Origin of the sequence: Burkholderia sp. LMG 13014 (assembly GCF_905232215.1) — a bacterium.
In the GTDB taxonomy this organism is placed as follows: Bacteria; Pseudomonadota; Gammaproteobacteria; order Burkholderiales; family Burkholderiaceae; genus Burkholderia.
Window position 1 is genome coordinate 1 of the sequence record NZ_CAJNKE010000088.1, and the last position, 16,234, is coordinate 16,234.

Consider the following 16,234-nt stretch of genomic DNA (forward strand, 5'->3'; position numbering starts at 1 on the left):
AGACCGTGCCGCACTCGACCTGGCCGATCCGGACCGGATTCGGGCGGTGGTGCGCGACGTGCGGCCCACGCTGATCGTCAATCCCGCGGCCTATACGGCGGTCGACCAGGCGGAGCGCGACGAGGACGCGGCAATGCGTATCAACGCGATCGCGCCGGGCGTGCTGGCCGAGGAGGCGAAGGCGCTGGGCGCTGCGTTGATCCACTACTCGACCGACTATGTGTTCGACGGTGCGAAGGCCTCGCCGTATGTCGAGACCGATACGCCCGCGCCGCAGAATGTCTACGGAAGCTCGAAGCTTGCCGGCGAGCGTGCGATCGAGGCCGTCGGCGCGGCCGCAATCGTCTTTCGCACCAGCTGGGTGTATGGCGCACGTGGACGCAACTTCCTGCTGACGATGCTGCGGCTGGCGGCCGAACGCCGGGAGTTGAAGATCGTTGCCGATCAGATCGGTGCGCCGACCTGGGCGAACACGATCGCCACGATGACCGCGCACGTCGTCGCGCAGGCGCTTGCCGCCAACGATGCGCCCGCGTGGTGGGCGTCCCGTTCGGGCGTCTATCATCTGACGGCCGGTGGCGAAACCTCGTGGCATGGTTTTGCGAGCGCGATCGTCGAGCTCGCCGCGCTTGAGTCGCGTCCGTTGGTCGTGCCGATTCCGTCGTCGGAATATCCGACACCCGCCGTGCGGCCGCCAAACTCACGCTTGTCGAACGAAAAGCTGTTGCGGACGTTCGGGCTTGCCGCACCGGACTGGCGCGATGCACTGGCGCTTTGCCTCGCCGAAATCCGGCGGGACTGAGCGCTTGCCGGACCGCCCCGTGCCGGACCGCGCATCGTCGCGGGTCCGCTCACGGGCATTCCGGGTCTGTCAGGCCGTGCCGTCGGCCTGGAGAGGGTGATCCTCGTGCTTCCCGACGATGGGGAAAATCTGCTCCGGCATGTGCGGGAGCAGCCCTTCGCTCGCATTGCTCTGTCCCAGGGAGCCCATCTCCTTCACGCGGATGATGTGGACGGTATCCGGCACGATCCGGTGTGCGACGTCGGACCACAGCGTTTCGATGTTCCAGGTCCAGTCCTCGATCCCGAGCCCCATCGACTTCACGACAGGCTTGTACGGGAACCGCTGGTAAATGCTGCGGTGCGCGAAAATGTTGGCAGACCAGATGTTGTTCAGGAACAGCGAATTGCGATCGAAGCCTTCCTCGTCGCTTGCCCGATGGACGAAGTGGAACGATTGCGCCAACGGGTGCGGCAGATGGTTCATCGAGTGCCGGTCGTAGTCGCTCTCATGGAAATAGAACAGGCTTTCGGGGTGCCAGATGGAGCGGGTGTCGGCCGGCTCGTCGCGCGAGCACGCAAATGCGCGCGTCAGCCATTGGCTGCCCCACAGGTCGTCACCATCGAGAAAGGCGAGATACTCGCCGCTTGCCACGTCGACGCCCGTGTTTCTCGTCAGGCCCAGGTCGCCGCACGAGACGACGTCGAGTGCGTCCAGCCACGCGCCGCGCTGTTTCACGATGTCGAGCGTCTGCGGGTCGGGGTTGTCGAGCAGTGCTCGTGCTTCGATACGCAAGCCCGATTCGCGCGCGACGCTCACCAGTCGGTGCATGCTCGCCAGAGCCGGAATCGCAAATGCCGCCTCTTTGTGGAAAACGATGAAGACGGAAATGTCAGTCACTTTCTAGTCCGAAGATGGTCTTGACGTTCTGCGAGTAGGCGGCAGGGGAGTGGCGGGCGACCACCTGCTGGTACGCGGTACCGATCATGCGCTCGATGTCCGCGCCGGTCGATCCGCACACCGCGTCCATCGCCGTGCTGAATGCCGCGGCGGTTTCGGCGGCGTGGTGCTGGTGGCCGACGAACTTGACGGCCGAGTCGTCGAACGTACCGCGCAGTCCGCCAACGTCCGCGAGGATCAACGGCAGCGCATGCTGGCTCATTTCCAGCACGATGTTGGGCATGCCTTCGAACAGGCTGGTGAAGATGAAACCGTCGTAGTCGACGAAATCCGCGGCCGGCACGTTTTCGAGCACGCCCTTGTGATGAATGTTCGGCGCGGAGAGGCCCAGTTGCGCAAAGCTGCCGTGAACGGGGCCGTAGACGTCGAATTCGTCCGAGCGGCGCAGTTGCGCGAGCGCGGCCAGGATCTCGGTGCCCTTGAACGGTTCGACGCGGGAAACCCACAGCCAGCGCCGATGCCGGTCGGGGTTGGCCCAGCGCGGCGCGCGGCGCGCCAGGCGCGCGGCGAATGTCGTCTCGTCGACCAGCATGGCCTTGGCCGGCAACTCCACGACGCCGGGGCCGCGAATGCCGCCCCACATGCGCTCGAGCGTATCGGCCATGCGTGCGTTGTCGGTCAGTGCCGCGGCATAGGACAGCGTGCGGCGCGGGAAGCGTGCGCCGTAAGGGGCACCGATGCCGTTGACGCCGAGGCTGAAGAACGTGCAGAAGATCTTCGCGTACTGGGACAGGCCGCGGCCGAATTGGGCAACCGCGTCAAGACCGACCCGGCTGTTGTTGATAATGATCGTATTGGGCCGAAGGGCGTTGAGAAAACGGGCGAATACGGCCGCACTGGCGTGGCCCGGGCCGCATGCGTCACGCCAGAACAGCACCTCGTGCCGCTTGAGTGGCGCGAGGATGTTCAGCGCTTCCCAGCCGGCGGATTCCTTTTCGGTTGCCTCGGTCACCACCACGAGAATTGGTTCGGCGACCGAATCGCCGAGCGTCTGCACGAGGTCGGCCACGTATTTTTCGGCGCCGCCGGTACACAGGAACGGCGTCGCGACGACCGTACGCGGCACCACCGACAGCGATTCGAAGATTCTCGACACGTGAACGCCGTCGCGAGCCAGCAGGTCGGTTGCGTCGAATTCGCGAAGATTGCCGATCGCTTTCGCGCCGGCCGCCACGATCCCGAGATCGAATTCGGCCTGTTCGGCGATCTGATCGAGGATGCGCCCGATGGGGCGACGCACCCGGACCGCGACGGGGCGCCCCTTCCAGCGGAAGTACTGCCACGACGCGCCTTCGATATGATCCATGTCGCCGATCACGACGTCCGTGCGCGGTGCGATCGAGCGACCTTCATCGATGCCCCACTTCAGCCAGTGTTCGACGGGGTCGACGCCGGCGGCCTTCACGTCAGGATTGTTGAACAGATAGGCGTCGCGATCGAGCTTGTCTTCGATGAACGCTCGAAATCGTGCGTCGCTTCCCGGGTCGCGGTCGACTTGCGACGGAGCCGTGCCGTTGGGGCTGGCGGCCGTGTTGCCACGGAGTGCGGGCACACGGCCCGCCGTCATGCGATGTCGTAGCCGCGACAGAACACGCTTGGAGAGGCGAGCAGTACCTTGAATCGTCAGTTTCATGTGATGAATGCGCAGCCTCGAACGAGAACACGTTAACACACCGGATACACGGAGTGTCGGCCTCGATCGGCAGAGGCGGCAAGTGACAACGGCCGAGATTGTACATGACCGCTGATGCGCCTTTTCCGCGAATGCCCCCGTCCGGTGCGTGCGGTCAGGGAGCGGCTGGCCTGGGCGGGCCGCGGCAGGCAAGGACGTCGCGGGAACGCCGCCAGGACGCAACTCGACAGGCCGTGAAACACCTTTTAACATTATCCGCTGAGTCATTCATGCGACAATGCCGCCTTTGTCGGGCCTACCGTCAGGTGGTCGAACCGGTTCAGATAGTCCAAGTGGTTCAACGGGCCGGGTGTCGGCGGTAACGGCCTGATCGCAATGCGTTTGCGGCTCTCCTCGACTCGAGAGTCGTCCATTCGCACGGGTGTCTCGTGGTGTACGAGAGGCATCCGTGGCGGGAGCGGGAGCACCCTGTCGTCCGGGGGCTGCCCATGTCGTTTCCAGTGCCGGCTCCAGCGCCGGCCAGGCAGCTGCAACGCGAGCGGCTGTCCCGGGACGCCGCCGCTTTGTATCCCGTCCCTCGTTCAGGCGAGCAGACATGACAGAATCCCTCTTTCCCCCCGGTCACCCTTTGGAATCAATGTCCAGTCTGAGCACAACCGACCTACCTTGTATCGATATTTCCATCGTTACATACAATTCCGAGCGCTGGCTTGCAGGTTTCTGGGAGAGTCTCGTCGCGCAGCAGTATCCGCTCGACAAGATCACGGTGTTGATCCGGGACAACGGTTCGAAGGATCGCACCGTCGAGGCGCTGCGCGACCTGATCGCGCGATTCGGCGAGCGGTTCCGGTCGGTGTCGCTGGACACGGGGGCAAACGTCGGCTTCGGCGCAGGGCACAACGCCAACCTTGCGGCGGGCCAGTCGGAATTCTTTCTGGTCACCAACGTCGACCTGACGTATGAGGCGAATGCCATCGAGCGCGCGGTGCGCCGCGCCGTCGCCGACGATGCGCGGGTCGCGGGCTGGGAGTTCAGGCAAAAGCCGTACGAGCATCCGAAGTACTACGACCCTGTCACGCTCGAGGTGAGCTGGGCGTCAAGCGCGTGCATGCTGTTCCGGCGCAGCGCGCTGGAACAGGTCGGTGGTTACGAGTCGCGATTGTTCATGTACGGCGAAGACGTCGAGCTTTCGTATCGCCTTCGCGATCGAGGCCATGTCATCAAGTACTGCGTCGACGCCGTGTGCTGGCACTACACCTATGAAACCGCGAACGAGCTGAAGCCGGTGCAGTTTTTCGGCAGCACGCGGGCGAACGTCCTGTTGCGCATGCGGTACGGCACGCTGCGCCAGATCGTCGGCGGACTCGCGATGTATCTCGGGTTGTTCATGATCCCGCTGCCGATCCAGGGGCGCGTCAAGGGCCTGTTTGCGAACCTGATGACGATCCTGCGCGACAGTGTCTATTTCCTGCGAACGCGCAAGCAGTCGGACATCGTATTCCCGTTCCGCGGGTGGGATTACGAGCAATCTCGCGAAGGGGCGTTTCAAACGTTCGAGCAACTGCCGGCGGACCCTCCGCTCGTGAGCATCGTGGTGCGCACGTGTGCGGGGCGTCTGGGCAAGCTGAAAGAGGCCGTGCAATCGGTCGTGCATCAGACCTACCCGAACGTCGAACTCGTGGTGGTGGAGGACGGCTCGGAGACGGCGCAGTCGTTCGTCGAGTCCGTTCGGGCATCGGGCGCGCTTGCGCGGGTGCAGTATCACCCGATTCCGAAAGCAGGGCGCTGCGTCGCCGGCAATGTCGGGCTCGAGGCGGCGACCGGCAAGTACGCGTGTTTTCTCGATGACGACGACCTGCTGTTTGCCGACCACGTCGAAGTGCTCGCGCGCAAGCTCGACAGCCGTCCGGATCTGGCCGGCGCGTATGCGCTCGCGTTCCAGGTGGACACGGAAATCGTCAGTCATGATCCGTGGGTGTACCGGGTCGCCAGCCGCTACGTGGCGTACCGCGAGGGTTTCTCGAGGGCGGCGATCTGGCATCACAACTTCATTCCGATTCAGGCGATCCTGTTCCGGCGCGCGCTGTTCGAGCAGTACGGCGGGTTCAACGTGCAACTGGATCGCCTCGAGGACTGGGACTTGTGGGTGCGTTATTGCCAGCGCAACGATTTCGAGCTCGTCGAGAAGGTGACATCCGAGTATCGGGTGCCTGCTCAAGACTCGGTTGCATCGGTCCGTCAGCAGGAGCTGGACGACTACTATCAGAAAGCGGTGCAGGCCCGGGACGGCATGGTGCTGCAGATGACGCCGAACGAGGTGATGAAGTACGCCGAAGAGCTCGCGAAGATCATGTATCCGATCGCGGTGTCGAGGAGCCGGCTTCGCGCGATCGCGCTGCGGATTCCCGGAATCTGGGTATTGCGCCGCTTCTATCTGATTTCTCGTGGCGTAATGGGGCGGATCAAGCGGAAGTTCGCGTCGGCGGCGAAGCGGCAAGGGTAATCCTGCGTCGGATCGGTCGCTGATCGTGCAACCGGTGCGCTATAATTTGCGCCCCCTCCGATCCGGGCCGGAGTCCGACGCGAAACGTGGAGAGCCGTTCGCCGTATCGGATCCGTGGCCGCCGAGCGGTCGCCGGGGCTGGTTTGCATGCCGATTTTGCCAAATTGCCGGTTTCAACTGAACTCGATAATGTTTACCAAAGAGCTGTTTGCCTATCGGCACGTGCTGTACCAACTGGTGACGCAGCAACTGCTGGCCCGTTACCGCCGGACCATCTTCGGCTATTTGTGGACGATTCTCAATCCGCTGATGATGATGACGGTGTCGGCCGTCGTGTTCTCGCATATCTTCCGCCTCGGCCTGCGTGACTACGCAATTTTCCTGTTCGCGGCCACGGTGCCGTGGAACTTCTTCAGCGGATGCGTGGTGCAGGCGGGCAGCTCGATCGTCTCGAACGAAGGGCTGATCAAGAAAGTCTATGTCCCGAAGCTGATCTTCCCGATCTCGACCGCGATCGGGTGCCTGCTGGATTCGCTGTTCGGCCTGGTTGCGCTGTTCGTCATCGCGTTTGTCGTGGGCGCGCGCATCAGTCCGGCCTTGTTCTTTCTCCCGATTTCTTTCGCGATCCTGTATTTCTTCGCGCTCGGTCTCGCGCTGATGCTGTCGGTTGCGATGGTGTATTTCCGGGATCTGCAGCATCTGATCGGCGTGCTGATGCAGGCGTTGTACTTCCTGACGCCGATCATGTACCAGCCGAGCGCCATTTCGCCGTCGCTGCAAAACATCCTGCGCTTCAATCCGCTGCTCTATTTCGTGGATCTGTTCCGCGCACCGATTTATCGCTCGGAATTGCCGTCGTTGACGGTAATCGGCATCGCGTTGGTCGCTGCGATCGCAAGCTTCTCGATCGGACTCAAGCTCTTTCGGTCCTACGAGAACAAACTCATCTTTAGGCTTTGATTATGTCTTCGATTGAAGTGGTAAATGTGTCGCTCAAATTTCGACTTTACCATGACAAGACGCCGAGTCTGAAAGACTACCTTGCGCAGTTTTTCCGTTCGAAATCCCATTCGAAATTCACGGATTTCTGGGCGTTGAAGAATGTCAGTCTGACGATTCGGCGCGGCGATCGCGTGGGTATCGTCGGGCACAATGGCGCGGGTAAGAGCACGCTGCTGAAGACCATTTGCCGCATTTACTCCGCGCAGTCCGGCGACGTCAAGATCACCGGGCGCGTCGCGCCGCTCATCGAGATCGGCGCCGGCTTCAATCCCGAATTCAGCGGGCGTGACAATATTTATTTCAGCGGCAGCATTCTCGGCTATTCGAAAGACGAGTTGCGCCGCCTGGAAGGCGAAATCATTGAATTCACGGAGCTGGAAGAATTCATCGATACGCCGGTGAAATACTATTCGACCGGCATGTACATGAAGCTGGCGTTTGCAATTGCCACGGCCGTTCATCCGGAAATCCTGATTCTCGACGAAGTGTTTGCCGGCGGCGACGCGTCTTTCATCGCCAAGGCCAAGCAGCGGATGACGGAGTTCATCGACAAGGCCAGCATCATGGTCTGCGTGTCGCACGACATGGACCTGTTGAGGACGCTGTGCAATCGCGTCGTGTGGCTCGATCACGGGCAGGTAAAGGCAGACGGAAATCCCGATGAAATCATCACGCAGTACCTGGCGGCGCGTTGACGAACGCGTAGCGGTCGGCCTGTCCGGCATGACCCCGGTGCGCGTTCGACGTGGCATCGCAGCGGCAGGGTGCGCCTGCATGCGTGGTGCAGACCAGCGTGGGCGGCCGGCGTGACGGGCGGTTCAGATAGCCGGTTGTCGGTATCCGTCGTCGTCTATCGGCCCGACGCGACGGTGCTTGCGCGCACGCTCGAGCGCTTGTGTGTCGCCGTCGACGCGACGCGCAAGTTCCGCCCCGGATTTACCGTCGACCTGTACATGATCGACAACGGCGGCCTTGCCGACGCCGGATGGAACCCGGCCGTGCTCGATGCCGCCGGGATCCGCCATGTGACCGTGAGCGGCCAGGGTAACGTCGGATACGGGCGAGGGCACAATCTCGCGATCGAGCGCGCGGACGGCGGCTACCATCTGGTGCTGAATCCGGACATCGACGTCGAGCCCGATGCGCTCACGCACGCGCTGAAGTTTTTCGATGCCCATCCGGAGGTCGGCCTGCTGACGCCGAGGATCGATGACGGCGACGGCCATCTTCAGTATCTGTGCCGCCGCTATCCGACGGTGCTGGATCTGGCCGTGCGGGGCTTCCTGCCGGCGCGGTTCAGGCGGTTTTTCTCGTCGCGGCTGTCCCGATATGAAATGCGGGACGTGATCAACGATCGCGACATCGTGTGGGATCCGCCGATCGTCAGCGGCTGCTTCATGCTGTTCCGGACCGACCTCCTCAAGAAGCTCGGCGGCTTCGATCCGCGCTATTTCCTGTATTTCGAAGACTACGACCTGAGCTTGCGCACGCTCGATGTTGCGCGGGTGGCGTACGTGCCGACCGTGCGGGTGTCGCACTATGGCGGCGGCGCTTCGCGCAAGGGCTTCGCGCACATCCGGATGTTCTCGGCGTCGGCATTCAAGTTCTTCAACCGCTTCGGCTGGAAATGTCTATGAGCGATGTGCTCGTGACCGGGGCGAACGGGTTCGTCGGCCGTGCGCTTTGCCTGGCGCTGCAGCGTCGCGGGCATACCGCGAGCGGGCTCGTGCGCCGCTCGGGCGCGTGTGTTGCCGGTGTTCGCGAGTGGGTTCATCCCGCCGACGACTTCGCGGGCCTCGCCGACGCGTGGCCGGCTGCGTTCGAGCCGGATTGCGTGGTGCACCTCGCGGCGCGCGTCCACGTGATGCGTGACGACGCCGACGATCCGGCTGCCGCATTTCGCGCGGCAAACGTCGAAGGCGCGTTGCGGGTTGCGCAAGCCGCGCATCGCCGCAACGTCCGGCGCATGGTGTTCGTCAGCAGCGTGAAGGCGGTGGCGGAGTCCGACGGCGGCGTGCCGCTGGACGAGCGTGTGCCGCCGCATCCGGAAGATGCGTACGGGCGGTCGAAACTCGAGGCCGAGCAGGCGCTGGTCGAGTTTGCGTCGCAAACCGGCCTCGACGTCGTGATCGTTCGTCCGCCGCTCGTCTATGGCCCCGGTGTGCGCGCCAACTTCCTGCGGATGATGGATGCGATCGCGCGCGGCGCGCCGCAGTCTGGTCTACGTCGACAATCTCGCGGATGCGTTGCTGCACTGCGCGACCGACCCGCGTGCGGCGCAGGGCTGCTTTCACGTTGCCGACGACGACGCACCGTCCGTGACCGAACTGCTGCAGATGGTCGGCGATGCGCTCGGCAAGCCGGCGCGGTTGTTTCCGGTTCCGGTCGGGGTGTTGCGCGCGGTGGGCAAGTTGACCGGCCGGACTGCCGCGATCGACCGCCTGACGGGCGGCCTGCAGCTCGATACCGGCTGCATCGCGCGGGTGCTCGACTGGCGCCCCCCGCATTCGACCCGGCAGGGGCTCGAAGCGACGGCGGCATGGTATCGTTCGCGCGATACGGAACAATAACCGACATGCATTTCGCGATTTCCACGTGGCCGACTGCCGCCGCGATGGCGCTGGCCTGCGCCGTCGCGACCACAGCGATCCTGCGCACGCTGCTCGCCACCGGGCTGGCGTGGCGGCTAGCCACCGACATTCCAAACGATCGTTCGTTACACGTGCGTCCGACGCCGCGCGTCGGCGGCTGGGGCATCGTGCCGGTCTCCGTGCTTGCGATGCTGGGGTTCGCGCCGCGGATCTGGCTGATCGCCGTCGCGGCGGCGGCGCTGGCAGCCCTGTCGCAATTCGACGACCGGCACGGGTTGCCGGCCCGTGTCAGGTTCGCCGCGCATCTGGCCGCGGTCGTCGCGCTGATCGCCAGCTATCCGGCCGCTGCCCCATGGTGGCTGCTTGCGGGTGTCGGTTTCGCCATGGTCTGGCTGACCAACCTCTACAACTTCATGGACGGTGCGGACGGCCTGGCAGGCGGGATGGCGCTGTTCGGTTTCGGGGCCTATGCGGTGGCGGCGCTGGCCGGCGCACATCCGTCCCCGGATCTTGTCGCCGGTGCCGCCGCAATCGCCGGTGCCGCGCTGGGCTTCCTGTTGCTGAATTTCCATCCGGCGAAGCTGTTCCTCGGCGATGCGGGCTCCATTCCGCTCGGGTTCATGGCGGGCGCGCTCGGCTACTGGGGCTGGCGACACGGGGTCTGGCCGATCTGGTTCCCGGCGATGGTGTTCGCGCCCTTTATTGCCGATGCATCTGTAACACTCGTGAGACGTTTGTTACGCGGTGAAAAGTTCTGGCAGGCGCACCGGGAGCATTATTATCAAAGGATGGTGCGATCCGGCATCGGTCATGGACGCACCGCCGTATATTGGTACCTCATCATGCTCGCGGGCATAATCGTTGCCCTGTGGGCATTGGGTCGCCCGGAGCCGCAGCAGTGGTTGCTGTTTGCCGCCTGGTACGGCGTTCTCGTATGTCTCGGGCTTGTCATCGACATGCGCTGGCGCCGGATTCGGACGGCCGCCGAAAACAAATCATGAGGTTTCCCGCCGATGTTGCGATCCAAAGCATCGTGGCTGTCGTTGAGTGCTTTCCTGTTCGACCTGACGGCGGTGCTTGCCGCGTGGTTGTTCGCTTATCTCGTTCGTTTCAACGGTAGCGTCCCGCATGAGTTCCTGCGCGGCGCGCTGATGGCGCTGACATGGGTGCTGCCCGTGTACGCGCTGATGTTCCACGGGTTCGGCCTGTATCGCGGGCTGTGGGTATTCGCGAGCCTGCCCGACCTGATGCGCATCTCGAAGGCGGTGGCCGGCGGCGGCGTGATCGTGATGATCGGCGCCGTGATGTTCCAGCCGACGCCGATCATTCCCCGCTCGGTACTGCTCGTGTCGCCGCTGATGCTGTTCCTGGTGATGGGCGGCGCCCGCGCGCTGTATCGCGCGACCAAGGAGTACTACCTGTACGGCGGGCTCGTCGGGAAGGGCAAGCCGGTGCTGGTGCTCGGCGCCGGCACGGCCGGTGCGAGCCTCGCGCGCGAGCTGTCGCGCTCCGGCGAATGGCGCCTCGTCGGCCTGCTCGACGATGACGTCACCAAGCAGGGCCGCGAGATATACGGTCACAAGGTGCTGGGCTCGTTCAACGACCTCAAGCACTGGACCGACGCGATGAAGGTCGAATACGCGATCATCGCGATTCCGTCGGCGTCGGTCGAGGTGCAGCGCCGCGTCGCGACGTTGTGCGTGCGGGCCGGCGTGAAGGCGATGGTGCTGCCTTCGCTGACCGCACTGATGCCGGGGCAGGGCTTCCTGTCGCAAGTGCGGAACATCGATCTCGAGGATTTGCTCGGTCGCGAGGCCGTGACGATCGATACGCCGCACGTCGAGGCGTTGCTGCGCGGTCGCGTCGTGATGGTGACGGGCGCGGGCGGTTCGATCGGATCCGAGCTGTGCCGGCAGATCCTGCGCTTCGCGCCGGCGCAGCTCGTCGCGTTCGACCTGTCCGAGTACGCGATGTACCGGCTGACCGAGGAGCTGCGCGAGCGCTTCCCCGACCTGCCGGTCCTGCCGATCATCGGCGACGCGAAGGATTCGCTGCTGCTCGACCAGGTGATGTCGCGTCACGCGCCGCACATCGTGTTCCATGCGGCCGCCTACAAGCATGTGCCGCTGATGGAGGAGCACAACGCGTGGCAGGCCTTGCGCAACAACGTGCTCGGCACCTATCGCGTGGCCCGCGCGGCGATTCGCCACGAGGTCCGTCATTTCGTGCTGATCTCGACCGACAAGGCGGTCAATCCGACCAACGTGATGGGCGCGAGCAAGCGTCTGGCCGAAATGGCCTGCCAGGCGTTGCAGCAGACGAGCGAGCGCACGCAGTTCGAGACCGTGCGCTTCGGCAACGTGCTGGGCAGCGCGGGCAGCGTGATCCCGAAATTCCAGCAGCAGATCGCGAAGGGCGGCCCGGTGACGGTCACGCATCCGGAGATCACGCGTTTCTTCATGACGATCCCGGAAGCGTCGCAGCTCGTGCTGCAGGCGTCGAGCATGGGGCATGGCGGCGAGATCTTCATCCTCGACATGGGCGAACCGGTGAGGATCGTCGATCTCGCATGCGACCTGATCCGCCTGTACGGTTTCGCGGAAGAGCAGATCCGCATCGAGTTCACCGGGCTGCGGCCCGGCGAGAAGCTCTACGAGGAGCTGCTCGCGGACGACGAGGCGACGACGCGCACACCGCATCCGAAGCTGCGGATCGCACGCGCACGGGAAGTGCCGGACAATTTCCTCGACGAGCTGCTGCCGTGGCTGATGCAGCATCGTGTACTGCCCGACGACGAAGTGCGGCGCGACCTGCGGCGCTGGGTGCCGGAATATCAGACGGCCATTGCCCCCGTGTTGCAGAGCGTCCCGTCGGTGCGCGCCGCATCGAACGGGTGATGCGGCCCCGGGCCGTGAACCGAACGGCAAGACAAAAAAAAGCGCCCTGCAGGGCGCTTTTTTTGTCTGGAAGTCGGCATGCGGCTCAGTGGCTGCGTCGATGTTTCCTCACCACCATCCACCGCGGCGCCCTGAACCGCACGATGCTGAGGTACAGCCACACGTAGGTCAGCGCAAACAGCACGACGAACACGAACAGATGCACCGTGTGCCGCCAGAACAGCGTCGCGGGTATCACCGCGACGAGGCACAGCAGCCACAGGTACGGCGACGTCAGCGAATTGCGGCGCGTCAGGTCGTGCGCGTGCTTCGTGCCGACGGCCCAGCGCATCAGCCGCTTGTACACGAGCATGTGCAGGTGCACGCCGTCCGGAATGCCGGGCGACATCCCGCGGATGAATTTCTTCCGGTAGATCGAGAAGCAGGTCTCGAAGATCGGGTACATGAACAGCAGCACCGGGTACCACGCGGATACCTCGCGGTTGCGCATCACGAGCATGATCGCGAGCTCCGCGAGCATGAAGCCGATGAAATACGCGCCGCCGTCGCCGAGGAAGATCAGGCCGGCCGGGAAATTCCACAGGAAGAAGCCGAGCACGGCGCCCATCATGATGATCGACGCGGACATGACGACCGGGTCGCCGACCTGGAACGCCACGTACGCGAGCGACGCGAACATCATGAAGCTGACCATCGACGCGAGCCCGTTGAAGCCGTCGATGATGTTGACCGCATTCGCGAGCGCCGCGACCGCAAGCACGGTGACGAACGCCGAAATGGCGGCATAGCTGAGCAGGAAGTCGAGCGGCGGCACGCTGATGCGCGTGACCGCGATTTTCATCAGCCAGAACGCGAGCGCGGCCGCGCCCATCGTGCAGAGCAGCCGCGCGCGCGGCGACACGCGCTTGGTCAGGTCCTCGACCAGGCCGGACAGGAACGCCGGCATGCCGCAGGCAACGATGCCGAGAATGCTGCCGGCGATCGTCGGGTAGCGCTGCATGAGCAGCAGCGCCGCGACGACGACGCCCGCGAGGATCCCGATGCCCCCGACCCGCGGCACGGGCCGCACGTGGAATTTCTGCACGCCGGCCAGGTCGCTGTCGATCGAGAATTTCTCGTGAAGGTGCGCGTAGCGCACGATGAACAGCGTGACGAGCAGGGAGACAATGAAGCCGGACGCGAAGCTGAGCATGGGACCGCTCGAAAAATGGACAGCGGATTATACAAAACCGCGGGGGTTCCCCTCCTGCCATCGCCAGTGGTCGGCACACATTTCTTCGATGCCGAGCGTCGCGCGCCAGCCGATGATGTCGGCCGCGGCCTGCGGATTCGCGTAGCACTCGGCGATGTCGCCCGGGCGGCGCGTGACGAGCTCGTACGGCACCGGCCGGCCCGACGCCTTTTCAAACGCCCGCACGACTTCCAGCACGCTGTAGCCCTGGCCCGTGCCGAGGTTCACGACGAAGCTTGCGTCGCGCTTCGCGAGCGCGTCGAGCGCGGCGATGTGGCCCTTCGCGAGATCGACGACGTGGATGTAGTCGCGCACGCCCGTGCCGTCCGGCGTCGGGTAGTCGGAGCCGAACACGCGCAGCTTTTCGAGCTTGCCGACCGCGACCTGGGCGACATACGGCATCAGGTTGTTCGGGATACCGGCCGGATCCTCGCCGATCAGCCCGCTCGCGTGCGCGCCGACCGGGTTGAAGTAGCGCAGCGTCGCGATCCGCCACGACGGGTCGGAGACCTCGAGGTCGCGCAGGATCTGCTCGGCGATCAGCTTCGACTGGCCGTACGGGTTCGTCGCGGACAGCGGGAACGATTCGTCGATCGGCGAGCGCTCGGGCACGCCGTACACGGTCGCGGACGAGCTGAACACGAACTGCTTGACGTTGCGCTCGCGCATCACCTTGAGCACGGCGAGCAGGCCGCCGAGGTTGTTCTGGTAGTACTCGAGCGGCTTCGCGACCGATTCGCCGACGGCCTTGAGCGCCGCGAAGTGGATGGTGCCGGTGATCGGATGCGCGTCGAACACCTTGGCGAGCGCGGCTTCGTCGCACACGTCGACCTGATGGAACGCGGGCGTCTTGCCCGTGATCCGCTCGATGCGGCGCACGGATTCGGCCTTGCTGTTGACGAGGTTGTCGACGATCACGACGTCGTAGCCGTTGTCGAGCAGCTCGACGGCCGTGTGCGAGCCGATGTAGCCCGCACCGCCGGTAACGAGGATGGTGCCTTTAGCGGTCATTGCAGAGGTGCTCCTTCAGAGGGTAATGCCTGTCAATGAATGAATGGTTTGCCGGTAGCGCTCGACGACCTGCTGCTCGTCGAATTCCACCGCGACCTTGTGCCGGCCGCGCGCACCCATCGCGTCGCGTCCGGCCGTGCCGAGTTCGATCATGCGGAGCAACTGCTCCGCGAGGCTCGCGCTGTCGCGCACGCGGCACAGGAAGCCCGTTTCGCCGTCGGCGACGACGTCGCGGCAGCCCGGCACATCGGTCGCGACGATCGGGCGGCCCATCGCCGACGCTTCCATCAGCGTGCGCGGCACGCCTTCGCGGTACGACGGTAGCACGACGCAGTCGGCCGCCGCGATATGGGGGCGCACGTCGTGCGCTTCGCCGAGATACTCGACGACGCCTTCGGCGGTCCATGCGTCGACATCGGCGCGGCCGATCGCGCTCGGATTGTCGACGCCGAGCGGCCCGAGCAGCTGGAAGCGTGCGTTCGGGAAGCGCGCGCGCACGATGCGCGCGGCCTCCACGTATTCGCGCACGCCCTTGTCCCACAGCAGCCGGCCGATCAGGATGAAGACGGGGGCCTCGCCGGCGGGCGGCGGCACCGGCGCAAACTGTTCGAGATCGACGCCTTCGCCGTGCAGCAGCCGCGCGCGATCGGGATGCGCGAGCAACCGCTCGTCGGTGAAGGTCGCGAGATCGTCGCGGTTCAGGAACCACACTTCACGCGGGAAGCGGAACGCGAACCGGTACAGGCGCTTCGCGACGCTGGCCGCGCGGCTTTTCTGGATGAAGACGTAGCCGAGCCCGGTCGTCACCGCGATCGACGGCACGCGCGCGAGCCACGCGGCGACCGAGCCGTAGATGTTCGGCTTGATCGTGTAATGGAACACGAGATCGGGCCGCAGTGCGCGGTAGTGACGCGTCAGCGCGGCGAGCGTGCCGAGATCCTCGCGCGGGCTCGTGCCTTTCGACGCGACCGCGAGCGCCACGTAGCGGCAGCCCATCTGCTCGAGCAGCGGCACCGTGCGGTCGTGCGGCGCGATCACGATGACCTCGGCGCCGCGCGCGACGAGCGCACGGATCAGCCCGTGGCGATATGTGTAGATCGCCCAGGCCGTGTTGCAGACGAGCGCGATGCGCAGCGGGGAGGTGGCGGACATGAAAAAAAGAAAAAATAAAGCGTCGAAATGACCGTAAGCGCCGGATCCGCGTCACGCGGACGGCCGCGCGGCGAACAGCGTCTGCTTGATCCGCTGCAGCGTGCGGTACGGCGTCACGAAATGCAGCAGGTTCTTGGCGAGGCCGGCCCAGTCGTACGGGTTCAGCGCGTTGAAGTGGCTCAGCAGCAGCGTGAGCGTCGACACCAGCTGGCGCCGGCGCTTGGTCGCGCTGATCCCGCCCTCGTTGAGCTCGTAATAGAGGCCGAGCTCGGGCAGGTTCGCGCAATCGTAGCGTTGCATTAACCGTAAAAAAAGATCGAGATCCTCGGCTGCGCGGTATTTCACGCGATAGTTGCCCACTTCTCGCACGGCGTCGATGCGCAGCATGACCGACGGGTGCACGAGCGGCGAGCGCAGGAAGCGCGTGCGGCGCAGCGTGCGCGGATCGGTGGCCGGCGTCAGCATGAAGCGCG

The 16,234-nt window shown here is 64.6% G+C and carries 12 protein-coding genes and 2 pseudogenes; 8 read left to right on the forward strand and 6 right to left on the reverse strand.

Annotated elements, in window-relative coordinates:
* Positions 1-802: dTDP-4-dehydrorhamnose reductase (rfbD, locus tag JYJ84_RS12705; protein WP_205189203.1), on the forward strand; the 802-nt coding region annotated here is incomplete at its 5' end.
* A gap of 69 nt (positions 803-871) precedes the next feature.
* On the opposite strand, the gene JYJ84_RS12710 is transcribed toward rfbD, so the two are convergent.
* Positions 872-1,681 carry a glycosyltransferase family 2 protein gene (locus JYJ84_RS12710; protein WP_089450036.1) on the reverse strand — a complete coding sequence of 270 codons (810 nt, stop codon included), beginning with the start codon at positions 1,679-1,681 and terminating at the stop codon, positions 872-874.
* Positions 1,674-3,293: a glycosyltransferase gene (locus JYJ84_RS12715; RefSeq protein ID WP_205189204.1), complete on the reverse strand. Its 1,620-nt coding sequence runs from the start codon at positions 3,291-3,293 to the stop codon at positions 1,674-1,676. The genes JYJ84_RS12710 and JYJ84_RS12715 overlap by 8 nt, the downstream gene beginning before the upstream one ends.
* A gap of 718 nt (positions 3,294-4,011) precedes the next feature.
* Here JYJ84_RS12715 and JYJ84_RS12720 point away from each other — a divergent pair.
* The 7 genes and pseudogenes from JYJ84_RS12720 (at position 4,012) to JYJ84_RS12750 (ending at position 12,367) form a co-directional block, all read left to right on the forward strand.
* Complete coding sequence (locus JYJ84_RS12720) at positions 4,012-5,877, forward strand: glycosyltransferase family 2 protein (protein ID WP_205183552.1); 1,866 nt, start codon at positions 4,012-4,014, stop codon at positions 5,875-5,877.
* Between the two features lie 114 nt (positions 5,878-5,991).
* On the forward strand, positions 5,992-6,837 hold the full coding sequence (locus tag JYJ84_RS12725) for an ABC transporter permease (protein WP_164462541.1): 846 nt from the start codon (positions 5,992-5,994) through the stop codon (positions 6,835-6,837).
* Positions 6,838-6,863: 26 nt separating this feature from the next.
* Complete coding sequence (locus tag JYJ84_RS12730; protein WP_237433230.1) at positions 6,864-7,574, forward strand: ABC transporter ATP-binding protein; 711 nt, start codon at positions 6,864-6,866, stop codon at positions 7,572-7,574.
* A gap of 135 nt (positions 7,575-7,709) precedes the next feature.
* Complete coding sequence (locus tag JYJ84_RS12735; RefSeq protein WP_307872099.1) at positions 7,710-8,516, forward strand: glycosyltransferase family 2 protein; 807 nt, start codon at positions 7,710-7,712, stop codon at positions 8,514-8,516.
* Positions 8,513-9,449: pseudogene (locus tag JYJ84_RS12740) on the forward strand (NAD-dependent epimerase/dehydratase family protein). The gene JYJ84_RS12735 and the pseudogene JYJ84_RS12740 overlap by 4 nt, the downstream one beginning before the upstream one ends.
* A 5-nt stretch (positions 9,450-9,454) precedes the next feature.
* Positions 9,455-10,471: a glycosyltransferase family 4 protein gene (locus JYJ84_RS12745; protein WP_122944647.1), complete on the forward strand. Its 1,017-nt coding sequence runs from the start codon at positions 9,455-9,457 to the stop codon at positions 10,469-10,471.
* Between the two features lie 12 nt (positions 10,472-10,483).
* Positions 10,484-12,367 carry a nucleoside-diphosphate sugar epimerase/dehydratase gene (locus JYJ84_RS12750; protein WP_175222835.1) on the forward strand — a complete coding sequence of 628 codons (1,884 nt, stop codon included), beginning with the start codon at positions 10,484-10,486 and terminating at the stop codon, positions 12,365-12,367.
* An 85-nt stretch (positions 12,368-12,452) separates the two neighbouring features.
* On the opposite strand, the gene JYJ84_RS12755 is transcribed toward JYJ84_RS12750, so the two are convergent.
* The 4 genes and pseudogenes from JYJ84_RS12755 to JYJ84_RS12770 all read right to left on the reverse strand — a co-directional run.
* Positions 12,453-13,559: a glycosyltransferase gene (locus JYJ84_RS12755; protein WP_122944649.1), complete on the reverse strand. Its 1,107-nt coding sequence runs from the start codon at positions 13,557-13,559 to the stop codon at positions 12,453-12,455.
* Positions 13,560-13,586: 27 nt separating this feature from the next.
* The gene (gene galE / locus JYJ84_RS12760; RefSeq protein WP_122944650.1) at positions 13,587-14,609 is read right to left on the reverse strand and encodes a UDP-glucose 4-epimerase GalE; all 1,023 of its coding nucleotides are present in this window, start codon (positions 14,607-14,609) and stop codon (positions 13,587-13,589) included.
* A 15-nt stretch (positions 14,610-14,624) separates the two neighbouring features.
* Entirely contained in the window at positions 14,625-15,761 is a 1,137-nt protein-coding gene (locus JYJ84_RS12765; RefSeq protein WP_175222834.1) for a glycosyltransferase family 4 protein, read from the reverse strand.
* Positions 15,762-15,812: 51 nt separating this feature from the next.
* Positions 15,813-16,234, reverse strand: a pseudogene (locus JYJ84_RS12770) (glycosyl transferase); the annotation flags it as partial.

Bases quoted from the DNA above. Each gene is read 5' to 3' on its own strand.
- JYJ84_RS12720 (WP_205183552.1), top strand. From the start codon at position 4,012: ATGTCCAGTCTGAGCACAACCGACCTACCTTGTATCGATATTTCCATC.
- JYJ84_RS12745 (WP_122944647.1), top strand. From the start codon at position 9,455: ATGCATTTCGCGATTTCCACGTGGCCGACTGCCGCCGCGATGGCGCTG.
- JYJ84_RS12750 (WP_175222835.1), top strand. From the start codon at position 10,484: ATGTTGCGATCCAAAGCATCGTGGCTGTCGTTGAGTGCTTTCCTGTTC.
- JYJ84_RS12755 (WP_122944649.1), bottom strand. From the start codon at position 13,559: ATGCTCAGCTTCGCGTCCGGCTTCATTGTCTCCCTGCTCGTCACGCTG.
- galE (WP_122944650.1), bottom strand. From the start codon at position 14,609: ATGACCGCTAAAGGCACCATCCTCGTTACCGGCGGTGCGGGCTACATC.
- JYJ84_RS12765 (WP_175222834.1), bottom strand. From the start codon at position 15,761: ATGTCCGCCACCTCCCCGCTGCGCATCGCGCTCGTCTGCAACACGGCC.